Here is a 19,019-nt window from a genome sequence, read left to right on the forward strand (position 1 = left end):
CGGCCGTCTGTGCGACGACCGTTAATGTGAGGATCTGGATGGCGTCTTGCGAAAACCTTGTGACGGAGGATTGTTGAAGCTCCTTGTGCTCGGCCCATTGGAACTGCGCCTCGAGCGGGGGGCGCTGGACCTGGGGCAGCCCCGGCGGCGAGCGGTCCTCGCCGCGCTCGCGGCGGACTGCGGGCGCCCGGTGTCCATGGAGACGCTGGTCGACCGCCTGTGGGACGGCGATCCGCCCGACGGTGCGCGTTCGGTCGTCTACTCGCACATCAGCCGCTTACGCAGGCTCCTGGAGGAAGCCGCGGCCGGTGAGGACGCCGGGGCGGTGGGGCAGCCGTCGATCCGCCTGGGCAAGGCGTCCGGCGGGTACGTCCTGGAGGCGGACGACGACGCGGTCGACCTGACGCGGTTCCGCTCTCTCGTCGCGCGCGGGCGTGGGCCGGCCTGCCCGGACGCCGAGCGCACCGGACTGCTGGAAGAGGCGCTGCGGCTGTGGAGGGGCGTTCCACTGGAGGGTCTGTCCGGCGCCTGGGCCGAACGGATACGTACCGGCTGGGACCAGGAGCGTATCGAAGCGACACTGGCCTGGGCACGGGCCTGTCTGCGTCGGCGCAGCCCGGAGAGGGTGCCCGAACTGCTGCGGCCCCTGCTGGCCGACCATCCCCTGAACGAGCAACTGGCCGCGCTCCTGATGAGATCGCTGGCGGACGTCGGCTCGGCCGCCGACGCCCTGCGCGTCTACACCAGGATCCGTGAACACCTGGCCGACGAGCTCGACCTGCAGCCCGGGCCCGAACTCCGCGCGCTGTACGAGGAGTTGTCCACCGGCGCCGCGCTGCCACTGCAGCACCGGCCCGCCCCTCAGCAGACCGCCTCTCCCATTCCCGCGCAACTCCCCATGAACGTCCGGCCCTTCATCGGGCGGGACGAACAGCTCGCCGACCTGACCCGGGCCCTGATACCGGCCGACGGCGGCGAAGGGGCCACGGCGGCGGTCGTCTCCGCCGTCTCCGGCACCGCGGGAGTCGGCAAGACCGCGCTCGCCTTGCACTGGGCACACCAGTCCAGAGGGGCATTTCCCGACGGACAGTTGTACGTCGACCTCAGGGGTTACGACCCGCAGACCCCGCTTTCCGCGGCCCAGGCCCTGGTCGGCTTCCTCACCGCCCTCGGTGTGCCGTTGCAGGAGATCCCGCTGCGTCTGGAGGACCGCGCAGCGCGCTATCGGACGGCTCTCGACGGCCGACGGCTTCTGGTGATCCTCGACAACGCCGCGTCACCCGCGCAGGTGAGACCGCTACTGCCGGGCAGCCCGAACTGCCGGGTGCTGATCACGAGTCGGGACTCGCTGAGCGCGCTCGTCGCCGTGCACGGCGCGCACCGCGTGGTGCTCGACGCGCTGGACCTGAGCGACTCCCTCGCCCTGCTGCGCGCGTTGACCGGCGAGCGCGTCGACGCGGAGCGCGCCAGTGCCGAGGATCTCGCGCAGCAGTGCGCACGCCTGCCCCTGGCCCTGCGGGTGGCGGCGGAGCTGGTGCTGTCCCGGCCTGCCGAGCCGCTCGCCCACCTGGTGGCCGAACTCCACGACCACCAGCGGCGGCTGGACCTGCTGGACACGGGCGACGATCCCCGGGCCGCCGTACGGGCCGTGTTCTCCTGGTCCTACGCCCGACTCGCCGACCTGCCGGCCCGGCTGTTCAGACTGCTGGGTCTGCACCCCGGGCCCGACGCCGACCCCCACGATCTGGCCGCGCTGGCCGGTGAGTCCGTGGACGCCGTACGACGGGCCCTCGACGGACTCGTCCGCGCCCACCTGGTCAACCGCATCATCGGCGGTCGGTACGGAATGCACGACCTGCTGCGGGTGTACGCGGCGGAACTGGCCGCCCAGCACGACCCGGAAACCGAACGGGACGCCGCCCTGACCCGGCTGCTCGACCACTGCCTGGCGGCGTCCGCGGCAGCCATGGACGTCCTCTATCCCGCGGAACGCCACTTGCGTCCGGAGGTCGAGCGACCCGCCACCGGTCTGCCGCCGCTGCGGACCCCGGAGGAGGCCCGAGCCTGGCTCGCCGCCGCGCAGCCCACCCTGGTCGCGCTGTGCTCGCGCGCCGAGGAACCCGGCCCGTCCCGCCACACCGTGCGCATCGCCACCACACTGCACCGCCATTACGAACGCACCGGCCACTACGCGGACGCGCTGACCGTGCACACCCATGCGCTACGGGCCGCACGGTCGGTGGGAGACACCCGGGAGGAGGCCGACGTCCTGGCCTGCCTCGGCGCCGTCCACCGGCGGATCGGCGAGTACGACAGCGCCCAGCACCTCCATGACACCGCGCTCGCGCTGTGCCGCCGTAGCGGCTATACGGCGGGCGAGGCACGCCATCTGACGAATGTCGGAGTCCTCCTCGAACTGCGCGGCCGCTACCGCGAGGCCGCCGAGCAGCACGAGCGGGCTGTGGTGCTCTTCCGCTCGGTCGGCGATGCGCAGGGTGAGGCCGACGTGCTGAACAACCTCGGCATCGTGCTGGAGTTGGTGGAGGACTTCACCGCCGCCGTCGAACGTTACGAGCGTGCCCTGGCGTTGTACCGGTCCATGGACCACCCCTTCGGAGAGGCGAGTGCCCTCGGCAACCTCGGCATCCTGCTCGTGCGGCTGGGCGACCACACGGCGGCGGCGGGGCACCTGGAGCGTGCCCTGGCCCTGTTCCGACGGCTGGGGAACACCTCGGGAACAGGACACGCGCTGTCCAACCTCGGAAACGCGCTCAGCGGCCTGGGCCGGTACGCGGAAGCGGCCGGGCATCAGCGCGAGGCCCTGGAGCTGTTCCGCCGGATCGGCGAGCGTTACGGCGAGAGCGGCGCCCTCAACGGCCTGGGTGAGGCCCTGCACGGCCTCGGACGCCCCGCCGAGGCCCTCGACGCCCACGCGCAGGCTCTCGAGGTGGCGCGCGAGATCGAGGAGCAGGAAGAACAGGCCCGCGCCCACGTCGGTACGGCCGCCGTGCTGCTAGCCGGTGAGGACGTGGCCGGAGAAGTCACCCACCTCCGCGAAGCCCTGACGCTCTATACGGCGCTGGACTCCCCCCGGGCCGAGGAGGTCGCCAAACTCCTCGGCGGCCACTGACGCAGCCTCGGCGCGGCGACATGGTGTTGGGCCGGTGTGGCTGTTCGACAGGCCGGGACAACTGGCGCTTCGGTCATGCGTGCTGCGCGGAATCGACCCGTAGGGTCAGTCGAGATTCTGAAGCCGGCGACCGATCCGGCGCAGCACCGTCGCGCCACCCGGTCCGTCCTCGCCTGGGGGAAACTCCCACGCGACCACCGCGGCGGTCGGACCGGCCTCCGTTCTGAGCACCGCATCGGCGTCACGGATGCCCACCACCCACCGGACCTGTAGGCCGCGGCTGCGGATCCCGTCGGCGATGCGCGCCAACTGCCCGGCGGTGGCGTCGCTGTCCTCCGGATGCTCCGCCGTCGCCACCAGAACCGTGCCGTCGGGCATGCCGTGCCCCTTTTTGCGGGCCGGTCCTTGACGCGACGAGACCGGGCGTGGATCCGCTGGAGGGCGCGCTGGACCACTACGCGGGCGGCCGCCGGGCCGGGGCCCGGCCGGCGCGTGGAGTCAGCGCTGCCCGCTGCCGCCGAGCACCGCCGCCACCAGCTCCCGTCGGCTGCGGACACCGAACTTGTCGAAGGTCGCGGTGAGGTGTTCCTGGACGGTGTTGGCGGAGATGTGCAGTTCGGTGACGATCTCTCGGGTGGAACGGCCTCTGAGGATGAGGGCGGCGACGCGTAGCTGAGCCGTGGTGAGGCCGTGGGCGCTGAGCAGCATGGAGCCGAGTTCGGCCGGAGGGACGGCCTGGATCACGATGGCGATCCGGGGGCCGGAGGGGTCGGGCAGGCGGGTCGCGTGCAGCGAGAGCCATTGTCCGGAGCGACCGCGCAGGCGTACGGACGACGGCGGCGGGGACTGCCGGGGGTCTGCGTGCTCGACGGTGGACAAGTGGGCGGCGACCGAGTGGACGGGTATCGGCAGCTCGCTCGAACTGGGCCAGAGCCGGGTGGGGAAGTCGGCGAGCCATTGCTCGGCCTCGGGACTCATCGACACCAGGGCGAGGCTGCTGTCGAGGACCAGAATTCCGGGCGCCGTGCTTTCGGCGGACGGAAAGGACTGCGCCATAGCAACGGCACCGCCGGTGAGGGCTCCGCGCAGCCCCTCGGCGAGATGCGGGACGAGACGGTGGAGCAGACGCAGCTCGTCGGCGCTGAATCCGGTGGGCGACTTCTCGCGGTGCAGGCACAGCACGCCCCAGCAACGGTTTCGGACGACCAGAGCGGCACGCAGTTCGTCGCCCAGCCCGAGGGGGGCCATCACGTCGCGGTAGCGCGGGCTGGCATCGCGGTGTCCGCCGGTGGCCCGGTCCAGGGAGGAGACCGGATCAGCGGCCTCGGCCAGCGCGGCGAACTTGTTCACGTCCCGGCGTCCGAACTCGTTGTCGAGGAACTGGGGTGTGGCGGAGCCGAGGGGGTCCTCCGCCATCGCGGAGGTGAACAGCAGCGTCTGCGGGTCGACGGTGGCGAAGAACGCCGCGTCCACCGGCACGATCCTGCGAAGGCGGGACAGGACGCCGGCGCGGAAGGCGTCCGCGTCGAGGCCGGCCCGGCACAGGGCCACGATGCCCGACACCTGGCGCTCCTGCCGCGCCGCCGCGGCCGTCGCCCCTGCCATGCCTTCCACGCTACGCCGCTGCCGGGGTGAGCCCCAGTTGCCGCAGGAGGCCCAGTTCGTCGAGCCTGCCCCACCGCTCGACGAGGTGTCCGTCCTGGACTCTGAAGATGTTGATTCCGCGCAAGGTCACGGTGCGGCCCTCGGCGGGGGCCGGCACTCCGAACAGCGAACCGCGTTGTGTGCCGGTCGCGGTGAAGTGCTCGACGACCAGGTCGGCTTCGGCGATCATCAGGTGGGGTTCGCTGTGCCAGTCCGGGCACGCGTCGCGGAACAGCGTGCCGGCGATGCGCATGCCCTCACGGTCGGCGGACGCGTCGAAGGGAGGGTCGTGGTTGACGAAGTCCTCGGCGAGGTAGTCGTCGACCGCGCCGAGGTCGCCCTTGGTGAACAGCGCGTCGATGAACGCGCGAACGATGTCCTTGTTCTTGCTGAGTGTGGTTTCCGAGGTGTTCATGACTTCAGTCTTCAACCGCCGAAAAGGTCGGGGTACCCCAGAAATCTGGGGTTTTGCGCCCTGGGCTCATCGGTAAGACCGCCCGCCCCGGCTTCACACCGTTTCCGTACCCGAGCCGGTCCCCCTTCCGACCTCCGGCAATACACTACAAAGTGTAAGGTCAGCCTTCGTCCCCGTACCCTTCTCCGCCTTCAAGGTGATCGGCCACCATGACCTCACAACTGTCGGCCCCGATACCCACGCGTCCCTCCGCCGCGAAACGCACACCGGGCACCGAGCCGAGCCGCCTGCGCCGCCGGGCCGCAGACGCCACCGTCTGGTACCTGCGGCTGATCGCCGTACTGAACATAGCGGCGGTGATGTCCCTGCCGTTCCGGCAGGAGGTCAACGAGCACAACAACGGCCGTATCACCCTCCATCTGCACCGGCAGCACGCCCATCACTCCGGGCAGTTCTTCACGCCGTACCTGGCCACCGCGGGCCTGGTCTCGGCGGCCCTGGCGATCTTCTTCGTGCTGGTGATGCGCCGCCGCAAGCGGGCCGCGTGGGTGGTCAATCTCGTCCTGTCCGCCCCCCTGTTCGCCCTGTACGTCCTCGCGCTCACGCAGCACGAGTACCGCGCCCACGCCTTCAACTGGCTCTCCGCCGCCCTGACCGGTCTGTTCGTCGCCGCACTGCTGATCAGCCGCCGTGAGTTCAACGCGGTGGGGGACCCCTCCAACCCGAAGCTGGCACTGGCCGTCGGCGTGGGCGGCCTGGCGGTCACCGGCGGCCTGGGCACCCTCCTCGTCCACGCGACGAACAAGCTCCCCGGCGCCACCCTCGCCGACGAGGTCGCCTACGCCCTCCTGCGCGGCGTCAGCGTCGGCCCCCTCGCCGACACGGTCAGCGCGGTCCGCGCCCCCCGCTGGACCGACATCATCATCAACATCCTGCTCGCGGCGGCCTTCTGCCTGGTCCTCTACGCCCTTTTCCGTTCCCCGCGCGGCCGCCGGCTGCTCGGCCCCGAGGACGAGGAACGGCTCCACGCCCTGCTGGACAAGCACGGCGCCCGCGACTCCCTCGGCTACTTCGCCCTGCGCCGCGACAAGGCGGCGATCTTCTCCCCGACCGGCAAGGCGGCCATCACCTATCGCGTCGTCGGCGGCGTCAGCCTGGCATCCGGTGACCCGATCGGCGACCCGGAGGCCTGGCCCGGCGCGATCGACGCATGGCTGACCGAAGCGCGCCAACACGCCTGGACACCCGCGGTGATGGGCGCGAGCGAGGAGGCGGGCACCATCTACGCCCGCCACGGTCTGGACGCCCTCGAACTCGGCGACGAGGCGATCGTCGACATCGCAGACTTCACCCTCGAAGGCCGCGCCATGCGCGTCGTACGGCAGGCGCACAACCGGGTGCGCCGGGCCGGCTACACGGTCGAGATCCGCCGCCACCAGGACATCCCGGCCGAGGAGATGGCGACGCTCATCGAGGCTGCCGACCGCTGGCGCGACGGCGCCACCGAACGCGGCTTCTCCATGGCCCTCGGCCGCCTCGGCGACCCCTCGGACGGCCGCTGCGTGATGCTGGTGTGCCGGGACGCGGACGACGTCCCCCGGGCCCTGCTGAGCTTCGTCCCCTGGGGCGAGCACGGCCTCTCCCTGGACCTGATGCGCCGTGATCGCGACTGCGAGAACGGTCTGATGGAGTTCATGGTGGTCGAACTCCTCCTCAGAGGGGCCGAGTTGGGCATCCGGCGGGTCTCCCTGAACTTCGCGATGTTCCGCTCGGTCTTCGAACGCGGCTCCCGTCTCGGCGCGGGCCCGGTGCTTCGCCTCTGGCACGCCACCCTCACGTTCTTCTCCCGCTGGTGGCAGATCGAGTCCTTGTACCGCGCGAACGCCAAGTACCGCCCCATCTGGGAACCGCGCTACCTGCTCTTCGCTCGCAGCAGTGACATCCCCCGCATCGGCCTGGCGAGCGCCCGCGCGGAGGGGTTCCTCACGCTGCCCTGGAAGAACTGAACGAACTGCCGGCGCCCCGTGGGCGCCGTCGTGGCGAGCGAGAAGAATCACGCCTGGTCGGGCGGTATTGGCCAGGTCCTCGACACACGGTACGGTCGGCGGGATATCGACGACGGCAAGACGGAAGCCGGTGGGAATCCGGAACGGTCGCGCCACTGTGTGCCGCCGCCTCGCATGAGGCGGCGGCGAGTCAGACCCGTAGCCGTCGTCCTGTGCACCACCGAGATGGGACGCGAACTCCCAGAGGAGGCCCTGCCATGGCGCAGCATGTCGCCCAGCCGACCGCCACCACCCCCGCTCTCCCCGCCAAACTGCCGATCGGCGCGATCGTCCCGTGGGCGGTCTTCTTCGGCATCCTGATGCTGGTCCTGCTGTACTTCGTCGGCGCCGAGCAGGGCGCCACCTCCGTCGTCTCCGGCTCGGACGTCCACGAGTGGGTCCACGACGCCCGTCATCTGCTCGGCTTCCCCTGCCACTGACGCAAGGGACACCGACACCCTCATGAACTCCGCAACCGTACGGAACCTGCTCGTACGGGGCATGCTCGCCGGCCTCGCCGCCGGCGTGCTCGCCCTGGTCGTCGCCTACTTCCTCGGTGAACCGAACGTCGACAAGGCGATCGGTTTCGAGGACGCCCACTCCCACGAGCACGAGATGGTGATCGTCTCCCGCTCCCTGCAGTCCACCGCCGGCCTGGCCACCGGCGTCCTCGTCTACGGCGTCGCGTTCGGCGGTGCCGCCGCTCTGGCCTACTGCTTCGCGCTCGGCCGGTTGGGCCGCCTCAGTCCGCGGGCGACCGCGCTGCTGCTGTCCGGCAGCGCGCTGCTGGCGGTCTACGTCGTGCCGTTCCTGAAGTACCCGGCCAACCCGCCCGCCGTCGGCAACCCCGACACCATCGGCAAGCGGACCGCCCTGTACTTCCTGATGATGCTGCTCAGCGTCCTGATCGCGATCGCCGCGACCATCCTGGGCAAGCGCCTCGCGCCCGGCCTGGGCACCTGGTGGGCGACCGTGATCGCGGTGGCCGCCTTCGCCCTCGTGATCGGGCTCGCCTACGCGTTCCTGCCCGTCGTCAACGAGGTGCCGAAGGACTTCCCGGCCACCGTGCTGTGGCGCTTCCGGCTCTCCGCGCTGGCCATCCAGCTCACGCTGTGGACCGGATTCGGCCTGCTCTTCGGCGAGTTGGCCGAACGCCTGCTCAACCCCAATCCCGTGACGGCCGCCGCCGCGGGCCGACGGCCGGTGGCCGCGCCCAACTGACCGACCCGCCGCAGGCGCGAGGGCCGCGGAATGCACCACCCTCCGGGGGCCCTCCGTCAGCGGGATCAGGTCGACTGAAGCGGGTGCCCGAGCCGCAGGTTCCAGCGTTCGGACCGTCCGGTGATCTCGGTCGCCGTCAGGGGAGGAACGTCCGCGCGCCAGAAGGCCCGCGCGGGCGCTCCCAACACGTGCACCACCACGGCCCGTACGACGTCCGGCTCCACCACGGCAATCGTGTGGCCATCCGTGCGTGACGCCGTGTCCAGCCACCGCCCGATCCGCAGGCACAGGTCCCGCACCGACTCTCCGCCGTGAGGCGCGGAGTCCGGGTCGCCGAGCCACAGCGCGACCGCCTCCGGCTCGGACCGGCTCACCTCGTCGAGGGTGAGCCCCTGCCAGCGGCCCACGCGCAGTCCCGTGAGCTCGTCCGGCGACGCATCCGCCCTCAGCCCGAGTGCCGTGGCGGTCTCCCGGCACCGCACGCTGGGAGAGGTGACGACGCGAACGGCCGGGCGCATGGTTCCGGCTGCCGTGCGGACCTGCGCCGCGCCGTCGTCGTCGAGCGAGGTCGTACCGTCGTCGAAGCGCGCCTGGCGCATCGACGGGCCCAGAGCAGGCGAAATGAGGGTCACACGACTGGTCACGTGGTCCGCGGCTCCTGTCTCTACCGGATAGGACCCATACGATCATGCAGGACCGGACCAGGACTACGCGCGCCGTTCTGTCTCCCTTGCTGCGACAGCCATATATGCCCTGCAAAAGGTGAAAAGTCGGTTGTTCTGGGCAGACGGTGAGGATGGAGATGGGCGGCGAAGGGTTTTGACCGGTCCGGATGATCCGCGTACGGACACCGGCCCACTGGATGCCGCGTTCGCGGAAACCGTCCGCCGTACCGGCGCGTCCATCGGCGCCCTCTACCTGCTCGCGCCGGACGGGCGGCTGCTGTGTCTGGACGCGGTGTGCGGGGCGCCGGTCGAGTTCGCCGCGCCCTGGGCGAAGGTCCCACTCGCCTCTCCGGCACCGGTGGCCGAGGCCGTGCGCGAGGAGCGGATGGTGTGGGTGGCCAGCCAGGAGGAGATGGCCCGCTCCTATCCGCGCACCGCGATGGTCTGGGCCATCCGCTGCTTGCGTGGTCACGGGGCGGGGGAGAAGCGGGTCCCCGTGCGGAACGTGCGGCGGTAGGTGTCGGGAGGCACACCGACCGTACGGTTGAAGTGGCGGCGCAGTGTCGTGGCCGTGCCCATGCCGGTGGCCTCCGCGATGGTCTCGACACTGTCGTCGGTCTTTTCCAGCAGTTCCTGGGCGCGGCGGATCCGTTGAGTGAGCAGCCACTGCAGCGGGGTGGTGCCCGTAGCCGCGCGGAAGTGGCGGCTCAGGTTGCGCGAACTCATCCGCGCCTGGCGCGCGAGGTCCTCCACGGTCAGCGGCTGGTCGAGGCGCTCCATGACCCACGGGAACAGGGCGACGAGCGGGTGGTCGTCCCGGGCGGGGACCGGCGTGGTGACGAACTGGGCCTGGCCGCCGGCGCGATGCGGCTGCACGACCAGCCGACGGGCGGCGGCGTTGGCGACGGACGAGCCGTGATCGAGGCGCACGATGTGGAGACACAGGTCCAGTGCGGCCGCCTTGCCCGCGGACGTGAGCACGCTGCCGTTGTCCACGTAGAGCACGTCCGGGTCGACCTCCACCTCCGGATAGCGGGCGGCCAGGGCGTCGGTGTGCGCCCAGTGCGTGGTCGCGCGCTTGCCGTCCAGCAGGCCCGCCGCGGCCAGCACGAAGGCGCCCGTGCAGAGGGAGGCCACGCGCGCGCCTCCCTCGTGGGCGGAGCGCACCGCGTCCACGAGGTCGGAGGGCGGGTCCCGGTCGATGTCTGTCCAGCCGGGAACGATCACGGTGTCGGCGTGGCGGAGCCGGTCGAGCCCGTGGTCGGGCTCCAGCCGGAACCGGCCGAACCGCACCGCGTCCGGTCCGCAGACGTCCAGGTCGTACCAGGGACCCGTCACCTCGGCCGGGGCGCTGCCGAAGACCTCGTACGCCAAGGACAGTTCGAAGGGAAGCATTCCGTCGGTGACAGCCAGGGAGACAGAACTCATGTCCGTAATTGTATGCGGCGTGTCGTTCCGGACACTGGTGGTGACGTGCCCGCCCCGTCAGGATGACCGCAGTTGATCGTGTGAGAGCGAGGGCGGAAGTCATGGGATCAGGGCAGTCGGTGGTGGTGTTCGGCGCGTACGGGCACACGGGGCGGTTCGTGGTGGCCCAGCTGAGGGAGCGCGGGTTCGTGCCGGTCCTCTCCGGCAGGGACGCCGGCAAGCTACGGGAACTGTCGGCGTCTGGTCCCGGACTTGAGAGCCGTACGGCATCGGTCAACGACCCGGCCTCGCTCGACCGCGCACTGACCGGTACCGCCGCGGTGGTCAACTGCGCCGGCCCGTTCGCCACGACGGCCGCCCCGGTGATCGAGGCGGCACTGCGCGCGAAGATTCCGTACGTGGACGTGGCGGCTGAAATCGAGGCCAACGCCGACACGTTCGCGCACTTCAGCGACCGCGCCCGAGCCGCGGGCGTGGCGGTCGTCCCCGCGATGGCCTTCTACGGCGGTCTCGGCGACCTGCTCACCACCGCGGCGATGGCGGACTGGGCCGCGGCCGACGAGGCGCACATCGCGTACGGGCTCAGCAGCTGGCACCCCACGGAGGGAACCCGCGCCGCCGGCCAGGTCTCCGGCAAGCGGCGCAACGGGCGACGCGTCCGCTACGCGAACGGGCGGCTGGAGTACCACGACGACGACCTGCCCACCCTGAAGTGGTCGTTCCCCGACCCGGTGGGCCCCAGGACTGTCATCGGGGAGTTCACGATGGCCGACGTCGTCACCGTCCCCAGCCACCTGACCATCCCTGAGGTCCGTACCTATATGACCGCGGAAGCGGCCGGTGACCTGGCGTCCCCGGACACACCGCCGCCGACCGCCGTCGACGAGCACGGCCGATCCGCACAGACCTTCCTCGTCGACGTCGTCGTCCGCTCCGGCGACGCCGAGCGGCGCGCCGTGGTGAGGGGGCAGGACATCTACGCGGTCACCGCGCCGCTCGCAGTGGAAGCGGTCGAGCGCATTCTCACGGGACGGAACAGGACAGTCGGTGTCGCTTCCGCCGGCGAGATGTTCGACGCGCGCGACTTCCTCGACGCGCTGTCCGCGCACATCTCGCTGGAACTGCGTTCCTAGCGAGCAGCATACGCTGCGGTGCGACCTACGAGTGGCGGACGACCTGGTAGATCGTCTGGGAAGTGGGTGCCGGATGCGGGGTGTTGTTCCAGCCGATCTCCTCGGCCCGGTTCTCGATCGCTTGTCGGGCGGCCTGAGCTGCGGATTCGTCCTCGAAGAAGGCGATGGCCAATCCATTTCCGGTTGCGGGATCGATGAGGTGGTACGCGGTACATCGGCAGCGGCCTCCAGCCCCCAGTCACGGTCATCCGTCGGCATCGGTTCCCAGGCTGCCACCCTCGCGATCATGAGAGCGTGCGAGGCGGGTGCCGTTCTACCTGGCAGGTCGCGGGCGCCTGGGTGCCTACTCGGGAGGGCGTCGTTGCTTGGCCGTGGAATTCCGAAGTGGGAGGTCTGGCGGTCGCGGAGACTCCGCTGGATGGTGGCGGGATGGGGAGACGGGAGACGGGGGAGGAAGTGGTCCGTCGGGTGGGGCGGGACGCTTTGGGTTTCCTGACCGAAGCGGGGTTTGGGATGCCGTCCGACATCGAAGGGGGTCTTGAGTACACCGGTCGCGGTCTGAAGATCGCCGTTTATCACTACGTGTGGGTCCACGAGATCGCGGTGTCGGCGTGCGTGACATTGGCGGACGGGCCCCCTGCTGTCCGTTGCCGGGCTGATGTTGAGGAGCTCTACGCCGAGTGCGGGCTGGGGCCCCCGAATCATCTGCCGGGGACCGCGGGCAATACGCGCCTGACTGGGGTCAGGGTGCGGGCGTTCGCGAGCGCGCTGAGAGAACTGCTGCCGTTCCTGCTTGGTCCCGATCGGGATGCCGTCATCCGGCGGGCCTCAACCCGTTGATCGCAGCGTTCGGTCCTGACCCGCGTTAGAAAAGGCGGGTGCGCCTGCGCGGGGTGAGGTCGTCCAGGATCTCGCGCAGCCACGGGCTGCGGACGGCCGGTAGCCGGACCAAGGTGTTCTGGAAGGTTCTCCAGTCGGCCCTGAACAGGTGATTTGGATGCGGCGGTTGCGGGTCGTCGCGCAGGACCCCGTCGGGTAGGGCACCCGGCGTCCCTATGGGTAGATACGGCTGGGGGAAGGCCAACGACAGCCACATCCCGAAGGGCACCGGCACCGGGTCAGCCCGTGCGGCCGGGCCGGCCGGCGTCCAGGTCTGACCCGTCTGGGGATGTACCGGCACGAGAATGATGTCAACGCCCGTGTCGGGCAGGGCCAATCCCGGCCCCGCCAGGGCGGCGCGCCGCCCTACCGAACCCGCGGGCAACAAGGCGTCGAGGGCGCGTTGGAACACCTCCCCGGTCAGGCCACCCGGGACGGTCACCGGCCCGCCGTGCGAGGCCACCAGCAGGTGGGCGAGCGCAAGTCCGGCTGCAGCCTCCCACTGGGGGCTCCATGACCAGAAGTGGCTCGTCCCCAGCCGCCCGCCCCACGTCGCGACCGGCTCGAACGGAGGCGTGCGTTTCCCCTGCGCCAACAGTTCCTCCCAGGAGAGTGGGGCGGTGACAACGCCGTCGACGAGGAGGCAGCGCACGGCGTTCGGGGCGAGCCACACCGCCTGCCAGAGTGAGCAGTCGTCGATCCTGGTCGCCACGGACAGACCGCACGCCTCACAGACCATGTTGGGACCGTCCGCCCCGTCGGGTCCGCAGCAGCCACTGCCGCTCTTGTCCGGGATCAGCCGGGTGCCGCGGACATCTCCGGGGGCGACGACCATCGCGCCGGCCACGCCGTCGGACAGGGCGTGGACGGGCGCATAGATGCCACGGGCCGCCACCTCCTCCGGATCGACCTCCTCCCACCTCCGCCAAGGCGGCCCCCAGGGTTCCGGATCCACAGCGAACGTGCCCGACTCCATGAGCACCGGAAGTTGGATCCCATTGCCGTAGCGCTGGTGGGCGTGGGTCGGGAGAGCAACCTCGGAGAGCGGTACGGTCAGATGAACGCCACATCCCCCACACACGAAAACGTACAATCAGCCTCCCCCTTGGCAAACAGCGGCATAGTCGCAGCTGGACGCCGCCTGGCCAACGGGTTTTCGCCCGTCACGAGACCCGAGCGCCACCACGGACGTAGTGCAGTGGGACCAGTGCCGCCATGGAGTCTCGTAAATCTCCTGTGGGGCAGCACTCAGGCCGGTGAGAGCGTTGGTGCATGAGGCGGTTACGTCTGGGGACTCGCGCGGGGTGTGGGGCAGGCTGGGCCAGTTCTGGGTTCGCAGGCGAGGGAAGGGCTGCGCGTGCGGTCTGGTGGCGCGATCGTGACGCGGCGCGGGAACGGGGATGCTGGGCCGGTGGTGCCATGAGCGGCGGGTCAGTGACGAGGGAGGCTCCGGCGTTGTTCGAGGGCTTTGAGAGCGGGCGAGTTGAGGTCGACGAGGCGTCGATATTCGTCCGCTACGGCGGGCAGGGGCCGCCGGTGGTGTTGTTGCACGGTCATCCCCGCACCTCTGCGACCTGGCATCGCGTCGCGCCGCTCCTGGTCCAACGCGGTTTCACCGTTGTCTGTCCCGACCTGCGCGGCTACGGCCGGTCCACCGGTCCAGCCCCTACGGCGGACCACACGGGATACTCCAAACGGGCCGTCGCCTCTGACGTCGTGGAGGTGATGCGCCGCCTGGGCCATCCCCGGTTCGCGCTCGCCGGGCACGACCGGGGAGGCAGTGTCGCGCTGCGTCTCGCGCTCGATCACCCCGGCGCCGTCGCGCGGGTGGCGCTGATCGACTGTCTGCCATTGAGTGAGCATCTGTCGCGTATCACGGCCGAGTTCGCAACCCAGTGGTGGCACTGGTTCTTCTTCGCCCAGCCGGACATCCCGGAGCGGGTGATCAACGCCGATCCGGACAGCTGGTATCGCGCCGATCCCCGGAGCATGGGACAGGAGAATTACGACGAGTGGCGCTCGGCCACGAGAAACCCCGACGTGGTGCGGGCGATGCTGGAGGACTACCGGGCCGGCCTGACCGTCGACCGGCGGCACGAGGAGGACGACCGCGCGGCCGGGACACGGATACAGTGCCCGGCGCTGATCCTCTGGTCGCTCCGGGACGACCTGGAGGACCTGTACGGCGATCCGGTGAAGATCTGGCGGCAGTGGGCCGTGGACGTACGCGGCCACGGCATCGACGCCGGCCACCATGTGGCCGAAGAGGCTCCCGAGGCGCTCGCTTCCAGCCTGGCGGAGTTCTTCGACGGACGTCGTGAGTGAGAAACCGTCGGGCCGCTCCGCCGAGGCAGGGGGGCGCTCTGCAAGGCGAGTTGGCCGACTGACACTGCCCTGGTCGCCGGTGGTGCAAGGCGTTGGACGGCGTCAGCCGGACCACTGAATGATCACGACTCGATGCGGGGCATGGTGGCAATGACGAGTTGCCGTGAAGCCTTCCGAGCGTCAGGCCGCTTTTGCGAAAACGAGTACCTCGGTGGAGGCGATGCCCATGGGGGCCAGGAAGCTGGCTTCCAGGCTGCAGCCGAGGGTGGCGAAGAGGTCGACGCATGTCCGGCGTGGCATGGCGGCCGGGTAGGAGTCGTGGCCCGAGCCGCCCTCCGTCGCCCAGGCGTGTACCGCAGCCGGGTCCAGGCAGGTCTCCGTCATGACGTCGAAGACGATCCGGCCACCGGGCCGGGTGACACGCGCCATCTCGAAGAAGTACCGCGAAGCCCCAAGGAAAGTCACGGTGTTGAAGACCTTGTGAGCCTGAACGAGGTCGATGCTCGCGTCGGGTGTAGGGGCGAGGCTGCTCCCTGAGGTCGGTTGGGCGATCACGTCGAACGTGTCCACCAGGTAGGTGGCCCAGGGCGCTGCCGTCTCGTATATCTCGTAGCGCTGTGGTGAACACTCCTTCAGCGTCTTTTCCAAGTACCGCCCGGATCCGGGGCCGATCTCCAGCACCGTGTCCGGTTTGGCTTCGTAGACGCCGAGAGTGCGTAGTTCGTCGATGGTGGACTGGGTGGCGCCAGGCGTTCCGTTCATGACCTCGTCGATGTAGTCACCGACCGATAGACCGGCCGCTCGTGCGGCTTTCATCGTTGCCTCGAACGGGATGAAGTCGTCGACGCCGCCCAGGTTGTTGGTGCTGCGCACGATGTCGAATCCCGTGCGTCCCAGGAGCCGTTTGACGCCCGACTTCAATACGGACTTTTGTTCGTCTGCTGCCTTCATCGAACATACCCCACCAGATCGTGCCAAGTTTGGGTGCCAGCATAGGGATCACGGGCATGGGGGCGCAGTGGGACGGGCGAATTGCTACGCGGCGGGGGATCGGTACCAACTGCCGACGATCACGATGTGACTCCACCACCGCGCGGACCCCGGATGCCGAAGGATGCTGCAGTGGAGGAGCGGCGCAGATCAACGGGGGACGCCGTCCTCCAACAGGCTCGCCGCATACCAGAGCGCATGCCGGACACCGGCACCAGCGGCTCGGACGGCGCTTCGGGAAGGCGCACCAGCAGTGCGCTCGTGCCCCGGGCGACGACGGCGGCTATGTCTTTGGTCGCGAGCACCGGCACCCCGAAGGTCGCCAGGACAGGCCAGTGGGGACCAAGATCGGCCAGTCTGTCGAGGAGATCAGGGTGGGTATGAAGCTCCCACGCTTCGTAGCCGTAGTTACGGTCCTCCTGCGGAACGCCCTGTTTCCGCAACAGGTCCAGCAGTGCCGTGTTCTGAGGCAGAGTCGGCAGCAGCGTCACGTGCCACACGGAACGGGAAGCTACGCCTCGCGCGTTCGCTCGCTACCCGCCTGCCTCGTGCTCCGAATGATCCATGGCCGGCGGCGCGCCGTAGGTGATGACGACCGGTGCGTTCGCCTCCGCCCGCGCGCGTTCCGTCGCCGTCGCGATCTCGTCGTAGGTCCATTCCCTGTACAGGCGCTCCCCGTGGGCATCGGTGATGTCGATCACTACTCCGGTCCACTCCTCGGCGGGCTGTTCGGGAACGAGCCCCAGTTCGTAGGTGGCGTCCTGGAGGAGGGATTCGGTGACGCGTATGCCGGTGAGTCTCTCGGTCAGGGCGAGGACCGCTGCTTTTCGGTCGACGTCCGGGGCGCTCTCGTCGTGCTCTCCGTCGGGAGTCAGGGGGAAACCGACTTCCCGTAGCAGGGGGACCAGTTCATCGGGGGTGTTGCCATCCCGCGCAGAGGGGACCTCGAACGTCGTACGCAGCTCACCATCCTCAAACCAGTGGAAGAGATCGATGGGCTTGCCGCCGTTGGTCGAGTGGGCCACGACTCGGCCGCCCTGCGACAGCGTCTCCACGCACGCGTGCGCGATGCCCAGGCCGCCATCGAAGCCGAGGACGAGTGTCCAGTCGCCCATCTCGCCCCGAGCGTTGAAGGCGCCCGCGACGTAGGACTCGTCCCAGTAGTCGTAGGACTCGTCCCAGTAGTCGTAGTCCACGTCGGCGCGGTGGGCGTCGTCCGCCTCGAGCAGGCCGGCCGTTCCCGCTCCGGTGCCGACGGGCTCCGCCTCCATCGCGCGCAGGACCTCGCGCGGGGTCCTGCCTTGTATCAATGTCAGGGTGTATCCGCTCCCCGTCATGTGGCGGAAGAGCGGCGAGGTGCGGATCCAGGCGTAGTCGTGCGCGGTCACCAGGTTCATATTGCGCAGTGTGCCTGATGCCTCTGACAACGACCGGGGTCAGCGGCATGATCGTTGCGGGTTCCAGGGGAGGGGAAGAGGGCGGCGGTAGGCTCGCTCGCGCCGTTGCTTCGCCTGCGGACCGACGTGAAGGCGGCACTCTGGGCCTCACGTCCCGATCTCGAATGTGGGCGGCTTGACGTTCGCGAGGCATCGTGTGTTGGGCGCGGTCGGAGTGTCGAAGAACGAGTCGGTGATCGTTTGCGCGCACGGTGACTCGGCGTACGTCACATGGGCGACGTAGGGGATTGTGACCGCGGTGGACCGGCTCAGCGTACGTGCCACGTAGGCACCGTTGCTCGGCGCGGTCTGGGCGTCGAACCCGCCCGACAGCACGAGGGTCGGGATATCGCTGTGCGTCACGTTCCGGATCGAGGGCGGCGCTGCGGGGATGTCCCAGGCCCGGCAGTCAGCGTGCAGGAAGGGCAGTTGCGGAGCGTTGGCCAGCAAGGAGCGGGGGAATGACGGGAACGCGCGTCGTCCGACCCGGATCACGTCGGCCTGGCTCTCGTAGGGTGTCCATTCGCTGCAGAAGACGCCGTAGGCGAGCCCGTAGGAAACCCTGCCCATGGCCTGGGGGCTGAGCTTGCCGCCCGCCCACTGTTCGGCGATCCGTTCCGGGTGGCCGTGGGCCAGCTCGTCGATGGAGTGTGGCACTCCGGCCGCGACGTGGGTCGCCGAGGTCAGCCAGGTCACCAGGGCCGCGCCATCCAGTACGACCTTCACCGGGGCAGGCCGGCCCGGGATGGTGACGGTAGTCGTGACCGGGTGTGCGTCGAGCTTGAGGACGAGGCGTTCGAAGGTGGCTTTGAGGTGCGGGTAGCGGCGGTTGCAGGCGGGCTGGTCGGCGCAGGCCTTGAACAGGCCGTCGAAGCCTTCTCGGGCGGCCTTCCAGGTCACGCCTCCGCCTGCCAGGGACGGCGGCAGGACGCCGTCGATGCCGACCGACCGGATGCCCTGCGGGTGCAGGCGCATGTAGAGGAGGGCCAGGTCGGTGCCGTACGAGATGCCGAAGACGTTCCACTGTCTGATGCCCAGCGCCTTGCGCAGGTCGGCGTAGTCCGCGGAGCTCTCGGTGCCGTTGTAGGCGCCGAGGTCGGCTCCGCGGCGCACCAACCGTTCACGGCAGGCCCGCGTCGCCTCGACGTGCAGGCGCCCGGTGGACGGCGCGTTGTAGACGAGGCCGACGGCCTTGGCGTTGAACTCGTCGATGTTCGGGCAGGTGAGTGCCGGGTCGGCCGAGTAGGTGCCCCGCTGGGACATGAAGATCACGTCCCGGTCGCGGTTCAGGCCGCCGTTGAGCGCCATCGGGATCTCCGAGACCGCGTCGTCGCCGGGGCCGCCGGCGAACCACACGATCGGGTCGGACGCCGGTCGGCGCGTGGCCGCCGGCACGATCGCGACTCCGAGGGTGATCTTCCGGCCCCTGGGCCGGTCCCGGTTCTCGGGCACGGTGAGCGTTCCGCAGTGGGCCGTCTGCAGTGCGGGAATCGGGTCCGCGGTCCTCGGGCAGGGCCCGGGCACGAAGCGGGCGTGGCCCGCTGTGCGGACGACCGTGCCGAGCGGTGTCGCGGCCCCGGGGTCGGCCGAGGCCGGGGCCACGGCGAGGCCGGTGAGGAGGACGCCGGCCGTCGCCCCGGCCAGGACGGCCGGGCGCCGTCGAACAGTGTGTCGGAACGGGGAGGGACGAGGGGACATCATGCGGTCT

General features: G+C 70.0%; 19 protein-coding genes and 1 riboswitch. Of the genes, 8 read left to right on the plus strand and 11 right to left on the minus strand.

The features are described 5' to 3' along the window. The first annotated feature begins 73 nt into the window (after positions 1–73). Positions 74–3,130, plus strand: a complete 3,057-nt coding sequence (locus tag ABZZ74_RS17005; protein WP_356765537.1) for a tetratricopeptide repeat protein — start codon at positions 74–76, stop codon at positions 3,128–3,130. A gap of 105 nt (positions 3,131–3,235) precedes the next feature. On the opposite strand, the gene ABZZ74_RS17010 is transcribed toward ABZZ74_RS17005, so the two are convergent. From ABZZ74_RS17010 to ABZZ74_RS17020, 3 genes are all read right to left on the minus strand, one after another. Further along, positions 3,236–3,508, minus strand: coding sequence for a hypothetical protein (locus ABZZ74_RS17010; protein WP_356765539.1), 273 nt, complete (start codon positions 3,506–3,508; stop codon positions 3,236–3,238). Positions 3,509–3,628: 120 nt separating this feature from the next. Continuing rightward, complete coding sequence (locus tag ABZZ74_RS17015) at positions 3,629–4,735, minus strand: LuxR C-terminal-related transcriptional regulator (RefSeq protein WP_356765541.1); 1,107 nt, start codon at positions 4,733–4,735, stop codon at positions 3,629–3,631. Between the two features lie 10 nt (positions 4,736–4,745). Continuing rightward, on the minus strand, positions 4,746–5,189 hold the full coding sequence (locus ABZZ74_RS17020; RefSeq protein WP_356765543.1) for an ester cyclase: 444 nt from the start codon (positions 5,187–5,189) through the stop codon (positions 4,746–4,748). Positions 5,190–5,398: 209 nt separating this feature from the next. Here ABZZ74_RS17020 and ABZZ74_RS17025 point away from each other — a divergent pair, with 209 nt between their 5' ends. From ABZZ74_RS17025 to ABZZ74_RS17035, 3 genes are all read left to right on the plus strand, one after another. Then, a complete protein-coding gene (locus ABZZ74_RS17025; RefSeq protein WP_356765545.1) occupies positions 5,399–7,195 on the plus strand; it encodes a phosphatidylglycerol lysyltransferase domain-containing protein in 1,797 nt (598 codons plus the stop codon). A gap of 76 nt (positions 7,196–7,271) precedes the next feature. After that, a riboswitch (cobalamin riboswitch) is annotated at positions 7,272–7,416 on the plus strand. A gap of 36 nt (positions 7,417–7,452) precedes the next feature. Beyond that, a complete protein-coding gene (locus tag ABZZ74_RS17030; RefSeq protein WP_016432160.1) occupies positions 7,453–7,674 on the plus strand; it encodes a CbtB-domain containing protein in 222 nt (73 codons plus the stop codon). A gap of 22 nt (positions 7,675–7,696) precedes the next feature. Then, complete coding sequence (locus tag ABZZ74_RS17035; protein ID WP_356765547.1) at positions 7,697–8,455, plus strand: CbtA family protein; 759 nt, start codon at positions 7,697–7,699, stop codon at positions 8,453–8,455. Between the two features lie 65 nt (positions 8,456–8,520). Here ABZZ74_RS17035 and ABZZ74_RS17040 read toward each other — a convergent pair whose 3' ends face one another. Next, positions 8,521–9,099: a histidine phosphatase family protein gene (locus ABZZ74_RS17040; protein ID WP_356765549.1), complete on the minus strand. Its 579-nt coding sequence runs from the start codon at positions 9,097–9,099 to the stop codon at positions 8,521–8,523. A gap of 175 nt (positions 9,100–9,274) precedes the next feature. Between ABZZ74_RS17040 and ABZZ74_RS17045 the strand changes: the two genes are divergently transcribed. After that, complete coding sequence (locus ABZZ74_RS17045; RefSeq protein WP_356765551.1) at positions 9,275–9,637, plus strand: hypothetical protein; 363 nt, start codon at positions 9,275–9,277, stop codon at positions 9,635–9,637. Here ABZZ74_RS17045 and ABZZ74_RS17050 read toward each other — a convergent pair. Further along, positions 9,589–10,548, minus strand: coding sequence for a helix-turn-helix domain-containing protein (locus tag ABZZ74_RS17050; RefSeq protein ID WP_356765553.1), 960 nt, complete (start codon positions 10,546–10,548; stop codon positions 9,589–9,591). The genes ABZZ74_RS17045 and ABZZ74_RS17050 overlap by 49 nt on opposite strands. 101 nt (positions 10,549–10,649) lie before the next feature. Here ABZZ74_RS17050 and ABZZ74_RS17055 point away from each other — a divergent pair, with 101 nt between their 5' ends. Next, positions 10,650–11,681, plus strand: a complete 1,032-nt coding sequence (locus ABZZ74_RS17055) for a saccharopine dehydrogenase NADP-binding domain-containing protein (protein WP_356765555.1) — start codon at positions 10,650–10,652, stop codon at positions 11,679–11,681. A gap of 25 nt (positions 11,682–11,706) precedes the next feature. Here ABZZ74_RS17055 and ABZZ74_RS17060 read toward each other — a convergent pair whose 3' ends face one another. After that, positions 11,707–11,853, minus strand: coding sequence for a hypothetical protein (locus tag ABZZ74_RS17060; RefSeq protein ID WP_356765557.1), 147 nt, complete (start codon positions 11,851–11,853; stop codon positions 11,707–11,709). A gap of 341 nt (positions 11,854–12,194) precedes the next feature. On the opposite strand from ABZZ74_RS17060, the gene ABZZ74_RS17065 reads away from it, so the two are divergent. Beyond that, positions 12,195–12,521 (plus strand): hypothetical protein, encoded by a 327-nt coding sequence (locus ABZZ74_RS17065; protein ID WP_356765559.1) that lies wholly within the window; start codon positions 12,195–12,197, stop codon positions 12,519–12,521. A gap of 25 nt (positions 12,522–12,546) precedes the next feature. On the opposite strand, the gene ABZZ74_RS17070 is transcribed toward ABZZ74_RS17065, so the two are convergent. Beyond that, positions 12,547–13,653: a hypothetical protein gene (locus tag ABZZ74_RS17070; RefSeq protein WP_356765561.1), complete on the minus strand. Its 1,107-nt coding sequence runs from the start codon at positions 13,651–13,653 to the stop codon at positions 12,547–12,549. 362 nt (positions 13,654–14,015) lie between these two features. On the opposite strand from ABZZ74_RS17070, the gene ABZZ74_RS17075 reads away from it, so the two are divergent. Continuing rightward, complete coding sequence (locus ABZZ74_RS17075) at positions 14,016–14,885, plus strand: alpha/beta hydrolase (RefSeq protein WP_356765563.1); 870 nt, start codon at positions 14,016–14,018, stop codon at positions 14,883–14,885. Positions 14,886–15,065: 180 nt separating this feature from the next. Here ABZZ74_RS17075 and ABZZ74_RS17080 read toward each other — a convergent pair whose 3' ends face one another. The 4 genes from ABZZ74_RS17080 to ABZZ74_RS17095 all read right to left on the minus strand — a co-directional run bounded on the left by ABZZ74_RS17080 (position 15,066) and on the right by ABZZ74_RS17095 (position 19,012). After that, positions 15,066–15,836: a methyltransferase domain-containing protein gene (locus ABZZ74_RS17080; protein ID WP_356765565.1), complete on the minus strand. Its 771-nt coding sequence runs from the start codon at positions 15,834–15,836 to the stop codon at positions 15,066–15,068. 119 nt (positions 15,837–15,955) lie between these two features. Further along, positions 15,956–16,366 carry a hypothetical protein gene (locus tag ABZZ74_RS17085; protein WP_356765567.1) on the minus strand — a complete coding sequence of 137 codons (411 nt, stop codon included), beginning with the start codon at positions 16,364–16,366 and terminating at the stop codon, positions 15,956–15,958. 42 nt (positions 16,367–16,408) lie between these two features. Then, complete coding sequence (locus tag ABZZ74_RS17090) at positions 16,409–17,272, minus strand: DUF6461 domain-containing protein (protein WP_356765569.1); 864 nt, start codon at positions 17,270–17,272, stop codon at positions 16,409–16,411. A gap of 147 nt (positions 17,273–17,419) precedes the next feature. Next, a complete protein-coding gene (locus ABZZ74_RS17095; protein WP_356765571.1) occupies positions 17,420–19,012 on the minus strand; it encodes an alpha/beta fold hydrolase in 1,593 nt (530 codons plus the stop codon). Between the last annotated feature and the right edge of the window lie 7 nt (positions 19,013–19,019).

The organism is Streptomyces sp. NPDC006476 (assembly GCF_040612015.1).
Lineage (GTDB): Bacteria > Actinomycetota > Actinomycetes > Streptomycetales > Streptomycetaceae > Streptomyces > Streptomyces griseorubiginosus_B.